This is a genomic window from Hymenobacter caeli, assembly GCF_013294115.1.
Lineage (GTDB): Bacteria > Bacteroidota > Bacteroidia > Cytophagales > Hymenobacteraceae > Hymenobacter > Hymenobacter caeli.
Map to the genome: position 1 here is coordinate 1 of NZ_JABSNP010000003.1, position 15,404 is coordinate 15,404.

General features: G+C 66.7%; 16 protein-coding genes. 6 read left to right on the forward strand and 10 right to left on the reverse strand.

Features of this window, described 5'->3' with window-relative positions; all coding sequences use genetic code 11:
- Nucleotides 1-423: 423 nt before the first annotated feature.
- On the forward strand, nucleotides 424-978 hold the full coding sequence (locus tag HNP98_RS03465; protein ID WP_173808669.1) for a hypothetical protein: 555 nt from the start codon (nucleotides 424-426) through the stop codon (nucleotides 976-978).
- Here HNP98_RS03465 and HNP98_RS03470 read toward each other — a convergent pair.
- Nucleotides 975-1,670, reverse strand: coding sequence for an HAD family hydrolase (locus tag HNP98_RS03470; RefSeq protein ID WP_173808670.1), 696 nt, complete (start codon nucleotides 1,668-1,670; stop codon nucleotides 975-977). The two genes, HNP98_RS03465 and HNP98_RS03470, sit on opposite strands and share 4 nt — an antisense overlap.
- A gap of 132 nt (nucleotides 1,671-1,802) precedes the next feature.
- Between HNP98_RS03470 and pafA the strand changes: the two genes are divergently transcribed.
- The 3 genes from pafA to HNP98_RS03485 all read left to right on the forward strand — a co-directional run bounded on the left by pafA (nucleotide 1,803) and on the right by HNP98_RS03485 (nucleotide 5,161).
- A complete protein-coding gene (gene pafA, locus HNP98_RS03475) occupies nucleotides 1,803-3,521 on the forward strand; it encodes an alkaline phosphatase PafA (RefSeq protein WP_246274956.1) in 1,719 nt (572 codons plus the stop codon).
- A 157-nt stretch (nucleotides 3,522-3,678) separates the two neighbouring features.
- Nucleotides 3,679-4,239 carry an inorganic diphosphatase gene (locus HNP98_RS03480; protein WP_173808671.1) on the forward strand — a complete coding sequence of 187 codons (561 nt, stop codon included), beginning with the start codon at nucleotides 3,679-3,681 and terminating at the stop codon, nucleotides 4,237-4,239.
- 73 nt (nucleotides 4,240-4,312) lie between these two features.
- Nucleotides 4,313-5,161: a UbiA prenyltransferase family protein gene (locus HNP98_RS03485; RefSeq protein WP_173808672.1), complete on the forward strand. Its 849-nt coding sequence runs from the start codon at nucleotides 4,313-4,315 to the stop codon at nucleotides 5,159-5,161.
- 24 nt (nucleotides 5,162-5,185) lie between these two features.
- Here the strand turns inward: HNP98_RS03485 and HNP98_RS03490 are convergent, their stop codons facing one another.
- The 4 genes from HNP98_RS03490 to HNP98_RS03505 all read right to left on the reverse strand — a co-directional run bounded on the left by HNP98_RS03490 (nucleotide 5,186) and on the right by HNP98_RS03505 (nucleotide 8,457).
- Complete coding sequence (locus HNP98_RS03490; RefSeq protein WP_173808673.1) at nucleotides 5,186-5,887, reverse strand: ClpP family protease; 702 nt, start codon at nucleotides 5,885-5,887, stop codon at nucleotides 5,186-5,188.
- A 98-nt stretch (nucleotides 5,888-5,985) separates the two neighbouring features.
- The gene (locus tag HNP98_RS03495) at nucleotides 5,986-6,267 is read right to left on the reverse strand and encodes a hypothetical protein (RefSeq protein WP_173808674.1); all 282 of its coding nucleotides are present in this window, start codon (nucleotides 6,265-6,267) and stop codon (nucleotides 5,986-5,988) included.
- Nucleotides 6,268-6,271: 4 nt separating this feature from the next.
- Nucleotides 6,272-6,877, reverse strand: coding sequence for an RNA polymerase sigma factor (locus tag HNP98_RS03500; protein ID WP_317171037.1), 606 nt, complete (start codon nucleotides 6,875-6,877; stop codon nucleotides 6,272-6,274).
- 74 nt (nucleotides 6,878-6,951) lie between these two features.
- Nucleotides 6,952-8,457, reverse strand: a complete 1,506-nt coding sequence (locus HNP98_RS03505; RefSeq protein WP_173808675.1) for an NAD(P)H-hydrate dehydratase — start codon at nucleotides 8,455-8,457, stop codon at nucleotides 6,952-6,954.
- A 146-nt stretch (nucleotides 8,458-8,603) separates the two neighbouring features.
- On the opposite strand from HNP98_RS03505, the gene msrB reads away from it, so the two are divergent.
- Both msrB and sdaAA read left to right on the forward strand, forming a co-directional pair.
- Nucleotides 8,604-9,068: a peptide-methionine (R)-S-oxide reductase MsrB gene (gene msrB / locus HNP98_RS03510; RefSeq protein WP_173808676.1), complete on the forward strand. Its 465-nt coding sequence runs from the start codon at nucleotides 8,604-8,606 to the stop codon at nucleotides 9,066-9,068.
- 97 nt (nucleotides 9,069-9,165) lie between these two features.
- Complete coding sequence (gene sdaAA / locus HNP98_RS03515; RefSeq protein ID WP_173808677.1) at nucleotides 9,166-10,068, forward strand: L-serine ammonia-lyase, iron-sulfur-dependent, subunit alpha; 903 nt, start codon at nucleotides 9,166-9,168, stop codon at nucleotides 10,066-10,068.
- A 13-nt stretch (nucleotides 10,069-10,081) separates the two neighbouring features.
- Here sdaAA and HNP98_RS03520 read toward each other — a convergent pair whose 3' ends face one another.
- From HNP98_RS03520 to ispF, 5 genes are all read right to left on the reverse strand, one after another.
- The gene (locus tag HNP98_RS03520; protein WP_173808678.1) at nucleotides 10,082-11,146 is read right to left on the reverse strand and encodes a hypothetical protein; all 1,065 of its coding nucleotides are present in this window, start codon (nucleotides 11,144-11,146) and stop codon (nucleotides 10,082-10,084) included.
- A 47-nt stretch (nucleotides 11,147-11,193) separates the two neighbouring features.
- Nucleotides 11,194-12,570 (reverse strand): lactate utilization protein B, encoded by a 1,377-nt coding sequence (locus HNP98_RS03525; protein ID WP_246274957.1) that lies wholly within the window; start codon nucleotides 12,568-12,570, stop codon nucleotides 11,194-11,196.
- Between the two features lie 32 nt (nucleotides 12,571-12,602).
- Nucleotides 12,603-13,004: a GxxExxY protein gene (locus HNP98_RS03530; protein WP_173808680.1), complete on the reverse strand. Its 402-nt coding sequence runs from the start codon at nucleotides 13,002-13,004 to the stop codon at nucleotides 12,603-12,605.
- 51 nt (nucleotides 13,005-13,055) lie between these two features.
- Nucleotides 13,056-14,705, reverse strand: coding sequence for a M28 family peptidase (locus tag HNP98_RS03535; protein ID WP_173808681.1), 1,650 nt, complete (start codon nucleotides 14,703-14,705; stop codon nucleotides 13,056-13,058).
- A gap of 156 nt (nucleotides 14,706-14,861) precedes the next feature.
- Nucleotides 14,862-15,344 (reverse strand): 2-C-methyl-D-erythritol 2,4-cyclodiphosphate synthase, encoded by a 483-nt coding sequence (gene ispF, locus HNP98_RS03540; RefSeq protein ID WP_173808682.1) that lies wholly within the window; start codon nucleotides 15,342-15,344, stop codon nucleotides 14,862-14,864.
- Between the last annotated feature and the right edge of the window lie 60 nt (nucleotides 15,345-15,404).

Consider the following 15,404-nt stretch of genomic DNA (forward strand, 5'->3'; position numbering starts at 1 on the left):
CGACTCGTTCCCCACCCCCGTGGCGGGGCCGGTTGTTACCCCCCCCCCCCCCCGCCCGCCCCACGCGCCCCCGACCCCGGGGGGTCAAGGGGCTTTTTTGCGCGGCCGGCCGCTGGTATAGCCACACTAGCTGCCGGGTGGAACTTCGTGGTACAGAACCCGACCGTTCTCTTTGAATAATGCTAATTTATAAAAAAATACCTGCCAGTGGGTGTCTGCACAAGACGGGTTTGAGATACTTATTAATTTAGAACTAAAAAGTATGTATTTTTAGCGGAAAATTATCACATACCAGTTTAACCTTACCATTCGTTAGCGCAATCGTACCCAAGTTGTTTTTACAGCCGTAGTAGCGGGCGGCTTTGAACGGTTACTTCTTTATTGGCTGCGTCCGCCCGGGCCCAGGTAAAAAAACGCGCAGCAATGCAAAAACAATACTTTGAGCCGGCCCCCGATGCGCACACCTACCCTGTCCATTTTCCGATGGGCGGACGAACGGACGAAACATACGCTGAGGTCGACGACTGTCGTCCGCAGGTGCAGCTCACCTTGTTTGGCCCCAACGAATTGGTAGTTAGTGCTATCGTTAGTTTCGAGGCTGATGCCCCCGCCCCCGGGGCCGCCCTGCGGCTACTGACGCCGGGCGTGGCCAGCGGCGAGGTGGTGCACACCCTTCCATTGGCGCAGCTCACGGCGTCCACTACGGTAGCCCTGAGCGTGGCCGGCCTGGCTCCCGGCCGCTACGCCTTGCTGGCTGATGGACTGCATAACTTCTCAGCCACGGCGGTGTGGCTCGTTGACGCCCACGCGGGGGTACGCATAAACTTGCGGCAGGAGTCCACCTACGTGTTTACAGCGGTAGCGGCCGCACCGGGTCGTTTTTGGCTGCACCTGGTACCGCTGGCCGTGGCCGGCCACCCTGCGGGCAGCGCGACGGGGGCCTTGGGCTTGGCTTCGATGGCGTGGGCACGGGCCTAGGAGGCGGGCTGCCGGCGGGGCCGCGGTGCGGTGGGCTGGGCGGCCCCCGCCGCAAGCAACTGGGGCACAGTCAGGGCGGTGAAGTCGCGGATGGCCAGTAATGGGGCTTGAAAAGCGCTGGCGGGCAAGGTAGAGGTAACAGCTACGCAACGCATGCCGGCACGGTAGGCGGCTTGCTCGCCCAGCACGGCATCTTCGAATACGAGGCAATCGGCGGGGGCCACGCCCAGCTTGCGGGCCACTGCGGTGAACGTGTCGGGGTGGGGCTTGCCCTGGCTAACGTCGTCTTCGCCCACCACCGCGTCGAAGTAGCGGCGCAGCCCCAGGTGGTCGAGGATGTAACGCAGGGCGGGGCCCCCGGAGCCCGTGCCCAGGCCCACGGGGTGGCCGGCGGCCCGGGCGGCCTGCAAAAAAGCGCTGAGGCCGGGCATTTCGCGGCGCTTGGTCCAGTACAGGGTGCGGTAGAGCAGCTCGCGCTGGGCGGCGTATTCCTTGAGTTGCTTGGCGGGCACGGGGTGCCGAAACACGGTCTGGAGAATGTCGGTAGCGGGCATGCCGTTCAGGCGTTTCAGCAGCTGGCGGGCGTTGGTGGTCAGGCCCAGGTCGCGGAACAGGAGCTGGAAGGCCCGGGCCTGGTAAGCGGTGTTATCGACGACGACGCCGTCCATGTCGAAGATGAGGGCAGGCTTCAAAAGCGAAAATTTAGGATTCGTCCATCAAATGATGACAAAAAGAATACGTAGCGGGGGCAAAACCGGCTGGCCGCACCCCTGGCACGGGGCGTATATTTGCCCGCCGCTGCCCTAAACGCGCGGTTTCAGCCTTTGAAAAAGCTATTTGCCGCCGCCCTGCCGGTGGCCGCCCTGCTGGCGGGCCCCGCGGCCGCCCACAAGCCCGGCCCCGCGCCGGTGCCCCGCCCCAAGCTGGTGGTGGGCATCGTCGTCGACCAGATGCGCTACGACTACCTCTACCGCTACTGGGATAAGTACGGCAGCGGCGGGTTTCGGCGGCTGCTGGGGCAGGGCTTCAGCTACGCCAGCTGCCACTACAACTACGTGCCCACCTACACCGGGCCGGGCCACAGCTGCGTGTACACGGGGGCCCCGCCGGCGGTGAGCGGCATCGTGGGCAACAACTGGTTCGTGCGCGAAACCGGCAAAAGCACCTACGTGACGGAAGACAACACCGTGCAGGCGGTGGGCGGCTCGGGGGCGGCCGGGCAGCAGAGCCCGCGCCACCTGCTCACCACCACCATCACCGACGAGCTGCGGCTGGCCACCAACTTCCAGAGCAAAACCATCGGCGTGTGCATCAAGGACCGGGGCAGCATTTTGCCGGCCGGGCACGCGGCCAGCGCGGCCTACTGGTACGACGGCACCAACGGGGCCTTCATCAGCAGCACCTTTTACACCCCGGCCCTGCCCGGCTGGGTGGGCAAGTTCAACGCCGCCGGGCACGCCGCCGCCTACCTCAGCAAGCCCTGGAACACGCTGCTGCCCATTGCGGAGTACACCGAAAGCAGCCCCGACGACGAGCCCTGGGAAGGCACGTTCAAGGGCGAGGACAAGCCCGTTTTTCCGCATGATTTGCCCGTGCTGAGCGGCGGCTCGCCCACCGTGAAGGCCACGCTGAAGGCCACCGACGAAACCGCCCCTAAAGCCGCCGCGCAAAACCTCGACCTGATTCGCTCCACGCCGTTTGGCAACTCGCTCACGGCCGACTTCGCCCTCGAAACCATCCGGGCCGAGCAGCTGGGGCAGCGGGGGGCCACCGATTTCCTGGCCCTGAGCTTTAGCTGTACCGATTACGTGGGCCACCAGTTCGGCACCACGGCCATCGAAACGGAGGATACTTACCTGCGCCTCGACCAGGACCTGGCCCGCCTGCTGGACTACCTCGACCGCGCCGTGGGCAAGGACCAGGCGCTGGTGTTCCTCACCGCCGACCACGCCGCCGACCAGGCCCCCGGCTTCCTGCAAGCCCACCGCCTGCCCGGCGGCGGCGTGGGCCCCGGGGCCATGCGCGACTCGCTGCAACGGGCCCTGGTGCGCCGCCACGGCCCCGGCGCGTGGGTGCTCGACTACGAAAACCAGCAGGCGTACCTGAACCGGCCGCTGCTGGCTCAGAAGGGCCTCGACCTGGCCAAAACCCAGGACGAAGTGGCCGAAATCCTGCTGCGCATGCCCCACGTGGCGCAAACCACCACCGCCACCACGTTGCAGCACGGCCACTGGAGCGAGGGAACCGGCATGTACCAGGAAAACGGGTTTTACGCCCCGCGCTCGGGCGACGTGCTGGTGGTGCTGGAGCCCGGCTGGCTCGAAGCCTACGGCTACCCCGTGGTGAAGGGCACCACCCACGGGGCCTCGTGGGCCTACGACACGCACGTGCCGCTGTTGTTCTGGGGCTGGGGCGTGAAGCACGGCGAGTCGGCCGCGCCGGTGCACCCCGTGGACGTGGCCCCCACCGTGGCCCAGTGGCTGCACATCCAGGAGCCCAGCGGGTGCACCGGCGTGCCCCTGCGCGAGGTGCTGGGCCGCTAAGGCCAGCCGCGGGCCCCAGGGCCCCAACCAAGCTCGGGTTTTTTCGTTTAGCAACCCCCCGGCCGACTAGGCAAGCGGGGGCGGCCGGTGCCGGCCAATTTTTTTTAAGCAGTCATATCTACTTTCTTCGATTTCTCATTACTCCCCTCATTCCTGAATGACTCCTCATTTCAATCCCTGGCACGACGTGTCGCGCGGTGAAAACGTCCCGCAATCCGTGCAATCCATCATCGAGATTCCCAAAGGCAGTAAAGGCAAGTACGAGCTGGACAAGGACAGCGGCCTGCTGAAGCTCGACCGGGTGCTGTTTTCGGCCGTGCACTACCCGGCGGCCTACGGCTTCATTCCGCAGACGTACTGCGACGACAAAGACCCGCTCGACATCCTGGTGCTTTGCTCGGTGGACATTCCGCACATGTGCGTGGTGGAAGCCAAGGTCATCGGCGTGATGCAGATGATGGACCAGGACGAGGAAGACGACAAGATTATTGCCGTGGCGGCCCACGACGTGTCGGTGAACCACTACAACGAGCTGGACGACCTGCCGCCCTACATGATTCGGGAAATGCAGCGCTTCTTCGAAGACTACAAAGCCCTGGAGCAGAAACAGGTCATCGTGAAGAAATTTTTGGGCCGCGAGGATGCCTACCGCATCATCGACGCCAGCATCAAGCTCTACGAAGAAACCTACGGCGAAAAAGCCCAGCAAGTCCAGTAATTTCTGTCCGGCAGCCGCCTTTATCCGGCCCCGCTTCAGGCAAACGCCTGGTGCGGGGCCGTTCTTTGCGTACATGTTTCGCCGCCCGCTGCCCCTGCGCCTGCTCGACGCCGTGCTCTACAGCAGCGCGTGGCTGGCGGGCGCGGCCGCGGCCCAAACGGCGGCCACCCTACACCATTGGGGGCCCGTGGGGGCCTCCGGCTACCGCGTGGTGGCGCTGGTGTTTGCCGCCACCCTACTCGTGTACAACCTCGACGCCGTGCTGCCCTTCAAGCACCGCGAGCCGGCCGGCACCTCGGGCCGTAAGGCTTGGCAGCAGCGCCACCGCCGGGCTCTGGCCGGGCTGGCCGCCGCCGCCGCGCTGGGCGGCGGCTACCTGTTTTTGGCCGATGGCTGGTGGCACTACCTGCCGCTGCTGGTGCCACTGGCGGCGCTGGCGCTGCTGTACTCGTGGCCGCTGGGCCGCTGGCGCGGGCGGCCCCGCTCGCTGCGCGAAATCCCGCTGCTGAAGGTGTTTCTGATTGCCGGGGTGTGGGCGGCCATCACCGTGGGGCTGCCCGTGCTGGCCCTGCACCGCCCCCTGGCCGAGGGCGCGGGCCTGCTGGGGCAGCGGTTTCTGCTGGTGCTGGCCCTGGCCATCGTGTTCGACATCCGCGACTACGGGCGCGACCGGCGGGCGGGCACCCGCACGTTTCCGGGGGTGCTGGGGGTGGCGGGGGCCCGGCGGCTGGCGCTGGGCCTGCTGGCCGCGAGCGCCGCGCTGGGCCTGGGGCGCGGGGCTCCCCCCTTGGCCGTGCTGCTGCCGGCGGCGCTGGCCGCCGCCGTCATCGCCGCGGCCGAAGAATCGCGCGGCGACTACTTCTTCGCCCTGCTGGCCGATGGCGTGCTGCTGGTGCAGGCGGCGGCGGTTTTTGTGTTTTGAGGGGGAAGGCACCGCCTGGGGCCGTCATTCGGCCGGTTGGCGCGTCAATACTTCGTCGATAAGGCCGTAGTTTTTGGCTTCGTCGGCGCGCAGCCAATAGTCGCGGTCGGAGTCGTCGTGGATTTGCTGGTAGGTTTTGCCGGTGCGCTCGGCGTAGATGCCGTAGAGTTCCTGCCGGAGTTTGACCACCTCGCGGGCCGTGATTTCAATGTCGGCCGAGGGCCCCTGCACCCCGCCCGAGGGCTGGTGAATCATGACGCGGGCGTGGGGCAGGGCCGAGCGTTTGCCGAGGGCGCCGCCGCACAGCAGAAACGCCCCCATGCTGGCCGCCAGCCCGGTGCAAGTGGTGGCCACGTCGGGCGCCACGTACTGCATGGTGTCGTACATGCCAAAGCCGGCGTACACCGAACCGCCCGGCGAATTGATGTAGAGCAAAATGTCCTTGCGCGCATCGGCCGACTCCAGAAACAGTAATTGGGCGTTGATGATGTTGGCAATGTTGTCGTCCACGGCCTGGCCCAGGAAGATGATGCGGTCCATAATCAAACGTGAAAACACGTCAATTTCGGCGAAGCGCGTGGGGCGCTCCTCAATCACCGAGCGCGTCATGCCCGCGATGGAGGGGGCCCTGGCGCCGGCTTGGTGCTGGAAATACTGGTCGAAAAACAACCCGTTGACGCCGCGGCTATGCACGGCAAATTTTCGAAATTCTGGTTGATTGCGCATAAAAAGGGAAGAAAATGGGCGTGCAGCGGCCACCCGGGGCCCCAGCCGTGGGGCCCCGGCCGCAACGGCCCGGGGTGAGAATCAGAAATAAGGGCCGCCTACGGCCGCGCGCGGCGGCCCCAGCGCGCAAACACCAGGCGCAGGCCGTCCGCGGCGGCCGTCCACGCCCACCGCCCCGCCCGGGGGCCGTACAGCGCCTGGTGAATGGCGGCCAGCTCGCGGCGCAATTGCCGCTGCCCGGCCAGGTGCAGGGCCCCGTACGCCCGGCGCTGGGCCTCGGCGTCGGCGGCCAGGGCGGGGGGCAGGAGCGGGCGGGCTGGGTCGGGGGCCCCCAGCAGGTGCTGCTCAAGGCGGCGCAGGTGTTCGAGTTCGGGGCGCATGGCGTCAGCGGGGCGAAGCGGTGGGGGAGGCAGCGCGCACCGCGTTGCGCAAGCGCTCCAGGCACTTGAATTTTTGCACCGTGGCCGAGCGCACGCTGCGGTAGGCGTGGGTGGCCGCGATTTGCGCCAGCGGCTGCCGGAAATAGTAGAAGGCCAGCAAAATGTTGCGGCACTTCTCGCCCAGCTGCTCCACGTAGGCCAGCACGGGCAGCGGCTCGGTGGCTTCTTCCGCGGCGGGTTCCGCGGGGCAATCCGCTGCTGCTGCCAGGTCGGCGCGCGGGTGGCGGGCGCGGCGGTCCAGCTCGCGCAGCCACAGGTGGCGGCACACCGCCACCAGATAGGTGCCGGGGGCGGCGGTCAGGGCCAGGGTTTCGCCCACTACTTTTTCGTAGAAAACAACCAGGGCGTCGTGAAACACGTCTTGGGCGTCCTGGTCGGTGCCCCCGCGCCGCAGCACGTGCCGCCGCACCGCCGGAAACGTGCGCTGGTACAGCCGGGTCAGGGCGCGGGTGCGGTCGGCTAGCAGCGATTCCCGCAGGCCAGGGGCTACGACCGGGGCGGTGGGCAAAACTTCGGATGAGGTCATGGCGGGCACGGTGATGAAGTCCACTTATTAATCCTGGTTTCGGAAAAACATCACCCCCGGCGCGCAATAAAAATTCAGGGCCCGGGCCCAGGCCCCGCTCAAACCGTCAAGTTGCGCAGCGCGGGCCCGATGTGCTGCACCAAATCGCCGGCGGTGAGGCCGGCCTCGCCGGTTTCGGCGGCGGCCAGGTCGCCGGCGTGGCCGTGGGCCAGCACGGCGAGGCGGGCGGCGTGCAGGGGCCCCAGGCGCTGGTCGGCGCGCAGGGCCAGCACGAGGCCCGTCAGCACGTCGCCGCTGCCGCCGGTGCCCATGCCGGGGTTGCCGGTGCTGTTGAAGTACACTTGGCCGTCGGGGGCCCCCACGGCGGTGTAGGCGCCCTTCAGCACCACCACGCAGCGGTATTTTTGGGTGAAGGCGCGCAGCAAATCGAGGCGGTGGTAGTCGTCGCGGGCCTTTTCGGTGAGGCGCGTGAACTCGCCGATGTGGGGCGTGAGCACGGTGTTTTCGGGCAGCAACGCCAGCAGCTCGCGGTGCGCGCCCAGCAGGTTCAGCGCGTCGGCATCGATGACGAGCGGCACCGTGGCCGTGCGCAGCAACAGCTCCAGCACGGCGCGGGTGGCGGCTTGCTGCCCCAGTCCGGGGCCGATGCCCACCGCTTGGTAGGGCCCCAGGTCGGGCAGCTCGCTAATGAAATCGGCTTGCGCGTCGGTCAGGCACATGGCTTCGGGGCGGGTGGTTTGGAAAATGTCGTAGCCCCCGCCGGGGACGTGCGCCGTGAGCAGGCCCACGCCGCCGCGCAGGCAGGCGCCCGCGCCCAGCACCGCCGCGCCCATTTTGCCCCGGCTGCCGGCCAGCAGCAGCGCGTGGCCGAAGGTATTCTTGTAGCCAAACTTGCCGCGGCGCGGCAGGGCCACATCGGCATCGGCCAGCTGCGTGAAGTGCCAGGGCGTGTCGGCCTGATCGATGAAATTCTGGTCGAGCCCGATGTCTTCGACGTGCCACTCGCCCACAAACTCCGCGTTCTGCGGCAGTAAAAAGGCCAGCTTGGGCGGCCCGAAGCTGACGGTGTGGGCGGCCCGCACCACGGGCCCGCCGGGGGCAGGTTGGGGCGCGTCGGCCAGCAGGCCGCTGGGCAGGTCCACGGCCACCACGCGGGCCGGGGCGGCGTTCAGGTGCGCCACCACGGCGGCGGCCAGCCCGGCCAGGGGCCGCGCCAAGCCCGTGCCGAACAGCGCATCGACCACCACCGCGCCGGGCCCCAGCGGCGGCAGGGCCCCCGCCGCCAGCGCCGCCACGGGTACGGCGGCCGGCAGGCGCTGGCGGTTGTGCTGCCAGTCGGCCGATTGTTTTTCGGCCGGCAGCAGGGCCACGCGCACGGCGTAGCCGGCCCGGTGCAGCAGCCGGGCCAGGGCCAGGCCGTCGCCGCCGTTGTTGCCCGGGCCGCACAGCACCAAGATTTCGCTTGTTTCGTTCGGAAACGTCCCATAAAACCACTCGGCCAGCGCCTGGGCCGCCCGTTCCATCAGCTCGGCTGAGGTAATGCCTTGCGCCTGCACGGTGGCCTGGTCGAGCTGGTGGGTTTGGGCGGCGGTAAGGATTTTCATGGACGGGGCAAATGGATGAGCGGAGCGGGCCGGCGAACGCGGCAATGAAACAAAAAGCCCGGGGCCCCTCGTTATACCTGCTACGGAAAAGGCCCCGGTCCCGGCGAGCGTTTTCGTTTTGCTTTTCTCCTCATTCAAACCCAACCATGCAAACCTGGAACGACGTCATCCGCTTGGCCAACCACCCCGTGCCCTCGCCCCGCCGGGTCGAGAAAACTGCCGCCGAGTGGAAAGCCCAGCTCACGGCCGAGCAGTACCACGTCACGCGCGAGCACGGCACCGAGCGGGCCTTCACCGGCGAGTACTGCGAGGCCCACGAGGCCGGCCTCTACGCCTGCGTGTGCTGCGGCACCCCGCTCTACGACTCGCGCACCAAGTTCGAGAGCGGCACCGGCTGGCCCAGCTTCACGCAGCCCGTCGACGAAAGCGCCATCCGCTACCACAAAGACACCAGCTACGGCATGACCCGCGTGGAGGTGCTCTGCAACGTGTGCGACGCCCACCAGGGCCACGTGTTCCCCGACGGGCCCGCGCCCAGCGGCCTGCGCCTGTGCATCAACTCGGCCAGCGTCAAGCTGGTGGCAGAAAGCACGCCCCAGCCGGCCGCTTAGGCGGTGCCGCATCCCGTAGCTTTAAAGCCCCGGCCGAAGACACCTTCGGCCGGGGCTTTGCGTTTATCCGTTTTTCTACCATCCTTCCCCACCCGCCATGTCGTTGCTCTTCACCGATTTTGCTTCCTGGCAGGCCCACTGCGCGGCCACCGGCGAGCCCCTGTACCAGCCCGTGCTCGATTACGAAATTGAGCAGAAGGGCCGCACGGAAGAGGAAATCTGGGTGGGCTTGCAGCGGGCCTACGACGTGATGCGCGACGCGGTGAAAGAAAGCATGACCGGCGACATGACTTCGCGCTCGGGCATGATTAACAACGGGGCCAAGAAAATTGCCGCTTCGCCCGTTACCGTCCTCTCGCCCGAGTTCAAGCAGTTGATTACGCGGGCTTTGGGGGCCAAGGAGGTGAATTCGTGCATGGGCCGGGTGGTGGCCGCGCCCACGGCCGGGGCCTCGGGCATCTTGCCGGGCGTGCTCGTCACCATCCAGGGCATTCACCAGCTGTCCGACCGTAAAATCCTGGAGGGCTTGCTGGTGGCGGCTGGCATCGCCCTCATCATCGAGCAAAATGCTTCGCTGGCCGGGGCCGTGGGCGGCTGCCAGGCCGAAACCGGCTCGGCGGCGGCCATGGGCAGCGGGGCCATCGTGTACTGCCTCGGGGGCCCTGTGGCGCAGGTGCTGGCGGCGGTGGCCGTCACCATCCAGTGCATGCTGGGGCTGGTGTGCGACCCCGTGGCGGGCCTGGTGGAGGTGCCCTGCGTGGTGCGCAACGCCTCGGCGGCGGCCATCGCCTTCTCTTCGGCCCAGATTGCCATCGCCGGCATCGACCCGGTGATTCCCGTGGACCAGTGCGTGGCGGCCCTCGGCGAGGTGGGCCAGAGCATGGAAACCCGCTACAAGGAAACCGCCCTCGGGGGCCTGGCCAACACCGTGCGGGGCCGCGAAATCGAGAAAATGGTGCTGGTGCAGGACGTCAACATCCTGCCCGACGACGGCGAATAGCGCCGGGCCGCGGTTACAACGACCGGGTTTCGGGCGACATCGTCAGCTCGGCCAGGTACTTGAGGGCCGGGGCGTAGCGGGTGCGGCGCTCCTGGAAATGGCCCCAGGCGGCGGCGCGCTCGTCGCACACGGGCAGGCCGAGGCCGGCCAGCTCGTCGAGGGCCCGGTCGAACTCGGGGTGGTCGGGCGCGGTGCTGGGCGCGGGGCCGGGCAGCTCGGCGGCGGCATTGACGCCGGCCCGGACGTCGAAGAAGCGGTACACCCGGTTCACCGACAGGCAGCCGGCCTTGAAGGTCAGCTCCATCTGGCGGGTGCGGGGCACGTCGAGGGCCGAAAACAGGAGGTTGGCCGTGTCCAAAATCAAGCCCGCGGCCATCACCCAGGAGCGGCCCGGCTGCGGCGAGCGGAAGAAGTTCAGGATGGGCAGCGAGGTGTGGCTTTCCTCGATTTCCACGAACCACTGCTCCCACTCGGCCCACTGCGCGTCGTCGTCGGTGAGCGAGCCGCTGGAGTTCAGCCACTCGATGAGGTGGGTGGACGTGGCCGGCGTACCGGCCCGCAGCTCCAACCGGGCCACCGTCACTTCGCGCCGCGAAAACGCCTGGTACAGCGTGGGCAGGTACGAGATGAGCAGCGTGAGCAGCAGCAGCCCGATGGTGGCCTCGGAGTAGTTGAACACGTTGACCAGCAGGTCGTTTTCTTTGGAAATGCCCAGTGTGAGCAGCGAGCTGCCGCTTAGCTCGTAGGCTTTCAGCCACGAATCGAGGCCCAGGGCCCAGTAGATGGCGGTGTAGCCCAGGCTGACCAGCGCCAGCCACGCAATGGGCAGCGCCACCAGCGCCACCGGCGCGTAGTGGGCCATGATCCGGTCGCGCCGGGCGTAGTTGTTGGCCCGGCCGGCGGCCAGGTCAAAAACCCAGCGGATGCCGGCGAAGATGCGGTTGTTCAGCCGCACCGACTCGTTGCGGGGCAGCACAAACGAGCGCACCGCCGCCGACAGCGTGGTGACGACCACCACCGTGCCGGCCGCGCCCGCCAGCAGGCGCAGGGCCGGGTGTATCCAAAGTTCTGCGTGCATAGACCGCTTCTAACGGAAGCGCCGCCCAAAACGCCGCCAACAAGCAATCAGTGGGCGGCTTTCCACAGGGCCCCGAACGACTGGGGGGCGGCGGCCAGCGCGGTGCGGCGCTTGCTCCAGCCCACTTGGTCGAGCAGGCGGCCCAGGCTCCAGTCTTTTAGGGCTCCGGGCAGCACGTTCAGGGCCCAGCGGTGCTGCATGCTCCAGCGCCACAGGCCGATGGCGGCGCGCTCGGCCACCGGGGCGTGGCCCTCGCGCACGGCTTGCTGGCGGTTGAGCAGCAGCAGGTTGTGCAACGGTACGCGCACCGGGCACACGCTGGTGCAGGCCCCGCACAGGCTGCTGGCGTAGCTCAGGTGCATGTGCTCGGGCAGGCCGCTCAGGTGCGGGCTGATGACCGCGCCGATGGGGCCCGAGTAAGTGGTTTCGTAGGTGTGGCCGCCGATGTTTTTGTACACCGGGCACACGTTCAGGCAGGCCCCGCAGCGGATGCAGCGCAGGGCGGCCCGCTTGTCGGGCTGGGCCAGCAGGGTGGTGCGGCCGTTGTCGAGCAGAATCACGACCATTTCCTCGGGGCCGTCGGGCTCGCCGGGCCGGCGCGGGCCGAAGTACACCGTGTTGTACACCGTCACCTGCTGGCCGGTGCCGCTGGTGCTCAGCAGGGGCCAGAACAGGTCGAGGTCGGTGAGCTGGGGAATGACTTTTTCGATGCCCACCACCGCAATGTGCAGCTTGGGGAAGGTGGCCGACAGGCGGGCGTTGCCCTCGTTCTCGGTCACGGCCACGGCCCCTTCCCGGGCCACCAGGAAGTTGCCGCCGGTGATGCCCAGCTCGGCCGCCGTGTACTTGTCGCGCAGCAGGTGGCGGGCCGTGAGCACGAGCTGCTGGGCGTCGTCGGTGCTTTCGGTGCCCAGGTGCTTCACGAAAATGTCGTTGATGTCGGCCTTGCTCAGGTGCATGGCGGGCGTCACGATGTGGTAGGGCCGCTCGCCGTTGAGCTGCACGATGTACTCGCCCAGGTCCGTTTCCACCGACTCAATGCCCTTGCCGGCCAGGTACTGGTTGACGTGGATTTCCTCGGTGGTCATGCTTTTGGCCTTCACCACGGTGCGGGCCCCGCGCGCGTCGGCCAGCCGGCCAATTTCGGCCAGGGCCTCGGCCGCGTCGCGGGCCCAGACCACCCGGCCCCCCCGGGCGGTGAAGGCGGCCTCGAATTGCAGCAGGTACTCGTCGAGCTTCTCCAGCACCAGCGCCTTGAGGTAGGCTCCCCGGTCGCGGGCCAGCTCGTGGTCCTGGAAGTAGTTCATTCCCAAGGCCACGGCCGCGTCGTACTTACCGATGTTGAAGCGGATTTTGCGGCGGTGCTCCCGGTCGAAGGCCTTGGTTTCGGCGTCGATTTGAAATTGAAGCGCGAGGTTTCGCAAGGGTAAAATAGGTTTCGCTGGTAATTGGTCTTTCATAACCCGTTGACTAGCCTGATGATGTGTTCTTTGAGCGAAATGACATTGAAGTTAATCAGCAACCCAAGTTTAAGTCGGGATAAGTGCAGGTAGTTCAAGAGTTGTTTGCTGTGGACAGGTGCTAGATGCTCTACTGACTTTAATTCCACGATTACTTTCTGCTCTACCAAAATATCTACCCGAAAACCTACGTCCAGTCTAATCCCGTCATAAACAACCGGGAGCCCAACTTGGGTCTCGACAGCCAAGCCAAGCTTGCGTAACTCGTGGGCCAGCGCTGCTTCGTACACCGATTCGTATAGGCCGGGGCCCAATGCAGAATGCACCCGAAAAGCAGCCCGCATGATGTGCCCCGCCGCCACATTCTCTGGTTTGTACAACTGCTCTTGCTCCTGCATACGAAAATCTAGCTTTAGCGAAACCTATTTTAACCTTGCAAAACCTTGCGCTCAAGGCTTATCAGAATCCACCACCACCCGCGCCTCCCGGTTCGCCAACTCCCACGCCGTGAAAAAAACCAGCCGGGCCCGCGCTTCCATTTTATCGAACTGAATCTTTTCGATTTTATCCGAAGCCTGGTGGTAGTCGGCGTGGACGCCGTTGAAGAAAAACGCCACCGGCACCCCGTGCACCGCGAAGTTGTAGTGGTCGGAGCGGTAGTAGAAGCGGTTGGGGTCGGCCGGGTCGTCGTACTTGTAGTCCAAGGCGAGGTGCGTGTACTGCTGGTTGGCCGCCTCCACCACCACTTTGAGCTGCGAGGCCAGCTTGTCGGAGCCGATGACGTACACGTAGTCCGGCTGGCCTTCGTGGGCCGGGTCGGTGCGGCCCACCATGTCGATGTTCAGGTCGGCCACGGTGCCGGCGAGTGGAAACACCGGGTGGCCGGCGTAGTACTCCGAGCCGAAAAGGCCTTCCTCCTCGCCCGTCACGCTCAGAAACAGCAGGCTGCGTCGGGGCCCGTGGCCGTCCTTTTTGGCCTGGGCAAACACCTCGGCCAGGTTGAGGAGCGCGGCCGTGCCCGAGCCGTCGTCGTCGGCCCCGTTGTACACCCGGCCGTCGATGACGCCCAGGTGGTCGTGGTGGGCCGACACGACCAGGATTTCGTTCTTCTTGTCGGTGCCTTCCACGAAGCCCAGCGCGTTTTCGGTGCCCACCAGCGTGCGCGTTTTCGGGGCCCTGATGCGCAGGGCCTCCGCTTTGAAGGGCGACGCCACCGGCTGGCCCCGCGTGCCGGTCTGGGCCAGGTACCGGGCCACGGCGGCGGCGTTGGTACTCAGTAATTTATAGCCCACGGCCGGCGCGAGGTAAAACACCGGCGGGCGCGGAGGCACCGCGCCGGGCAGCCCCAGGCTGGGCTGGGCCAGGGCGGGGGCGAGGCGGGCGGCCGTTTTCTCGAAGTTGCCGTTGGGCCGGAAATCGACGAAAAACACGCTGCGCACCCCGTGTTGCAGGGCCACGGCCAGCTTGGCGCGGTCGTCGCGGCCCCAGCGGGTGTAGCTGCCGTCGGGGCTGAGCAGGGGCTTGCCGCTGGCCGTGGTGGGCTCGCCCTGCATAATGAGCACGGCCTTTCCGGCCACGTCAAGGCCTTGGTAATCAGCATAGCCGGCCTGCTCGATGCCGAAGCCCACAAACACCGGCCGCGCCTCGGTTTCCAGGTCGAAGCCCGCCGAGCCGCGCCCGTAGAAGTCGTTGGGCCACTGGTAATGGGTGCCGCCCACTTGCAGCGTGGCCCCGGGGGCCCAGGCCACGGTTTCGAGCTGGAATTTCTGGAGGTACGGGGCCGTGGGGTCGGGCCCCGGGCCGGCGAGGCCGGCGGCCTGGAGCTGCGCGGCCACGTAGGCGGCGGCCAGGTGCTGGCCCGGCTGGCCCGTTTCGCGGCCCCCGTACTCGTCCGAGGCCAGCACGGCCAGGTGGGTGCGCAGGCGGGCGGCCGTCACCAGGTCGGCGTAGCGCGGGGCCCAGTCCACCAGGTCGGCCGGCGGGGTGCCCAGGGTGGGCATCACGCCGGGCCTGGGTTTGGTTTTCACCCGGCCCTGGGCGTGGGCCGGGCCACCGAGGGCCAGGGCCAGCAGCGCCGGCAGCAGGAGGTTTTTCAGCATAACATGAAAAACATGAAAAGGGCGAAAACACTACCTAATTTGAACGTCATGCTGAGCGCAGCCGAAGCATCTCTCCCGCAGCAGTAATTCATGATTAGTGAGCGGGAGAGATGCTTCGGCTGCGCTCAGCATGACCGTAATTTTACCAAATTATAGCTATATAATTTTGTAAATCAACACCGTGGCGTAGGCGGCCACGCCCTCCTGGCGGCCCACGAAGCCGAGCTTCTCGGTGGTGGTGGCCTTGATAGATACGTCGTCCTCGGCGATGCCCATCACGGCGGCCAGCACGCGCTGCATCTCCGGGATGTGGGGGTTCACCTTGGGCTGTTCCAGGCAGACGGTCGAGTCGATGTTGCCCACCTCGTAGCCCTTGCCGCGCAGCAGGCGCAGCACTTCGGCCAGCAGGCGCTTGCTGTCGATGCCCTTGTACTGCGGGTCGGTATCGGGGAAGTGGAAGCCGATGTCGCGCAGGTTGGCGGCCCCCAGCAGGGCGTCGCAGATGACGTGGATGAGCACGTCGGCGTCGGAGTGGCCCAGGGCCCCGTGGGTGTGGGGCACCTGGATGCCGCCGAGCCAGAAGGGCAGCCCTTCTTTTAGCTGGTGAACGTCGTAGCCGAAGCCGGTGCGGATTTTCATAACGAAACAGAACAGAAAGTGGGAAAGGAACAAAGGTATCGGCGGCCGGCGGGGGGGGCG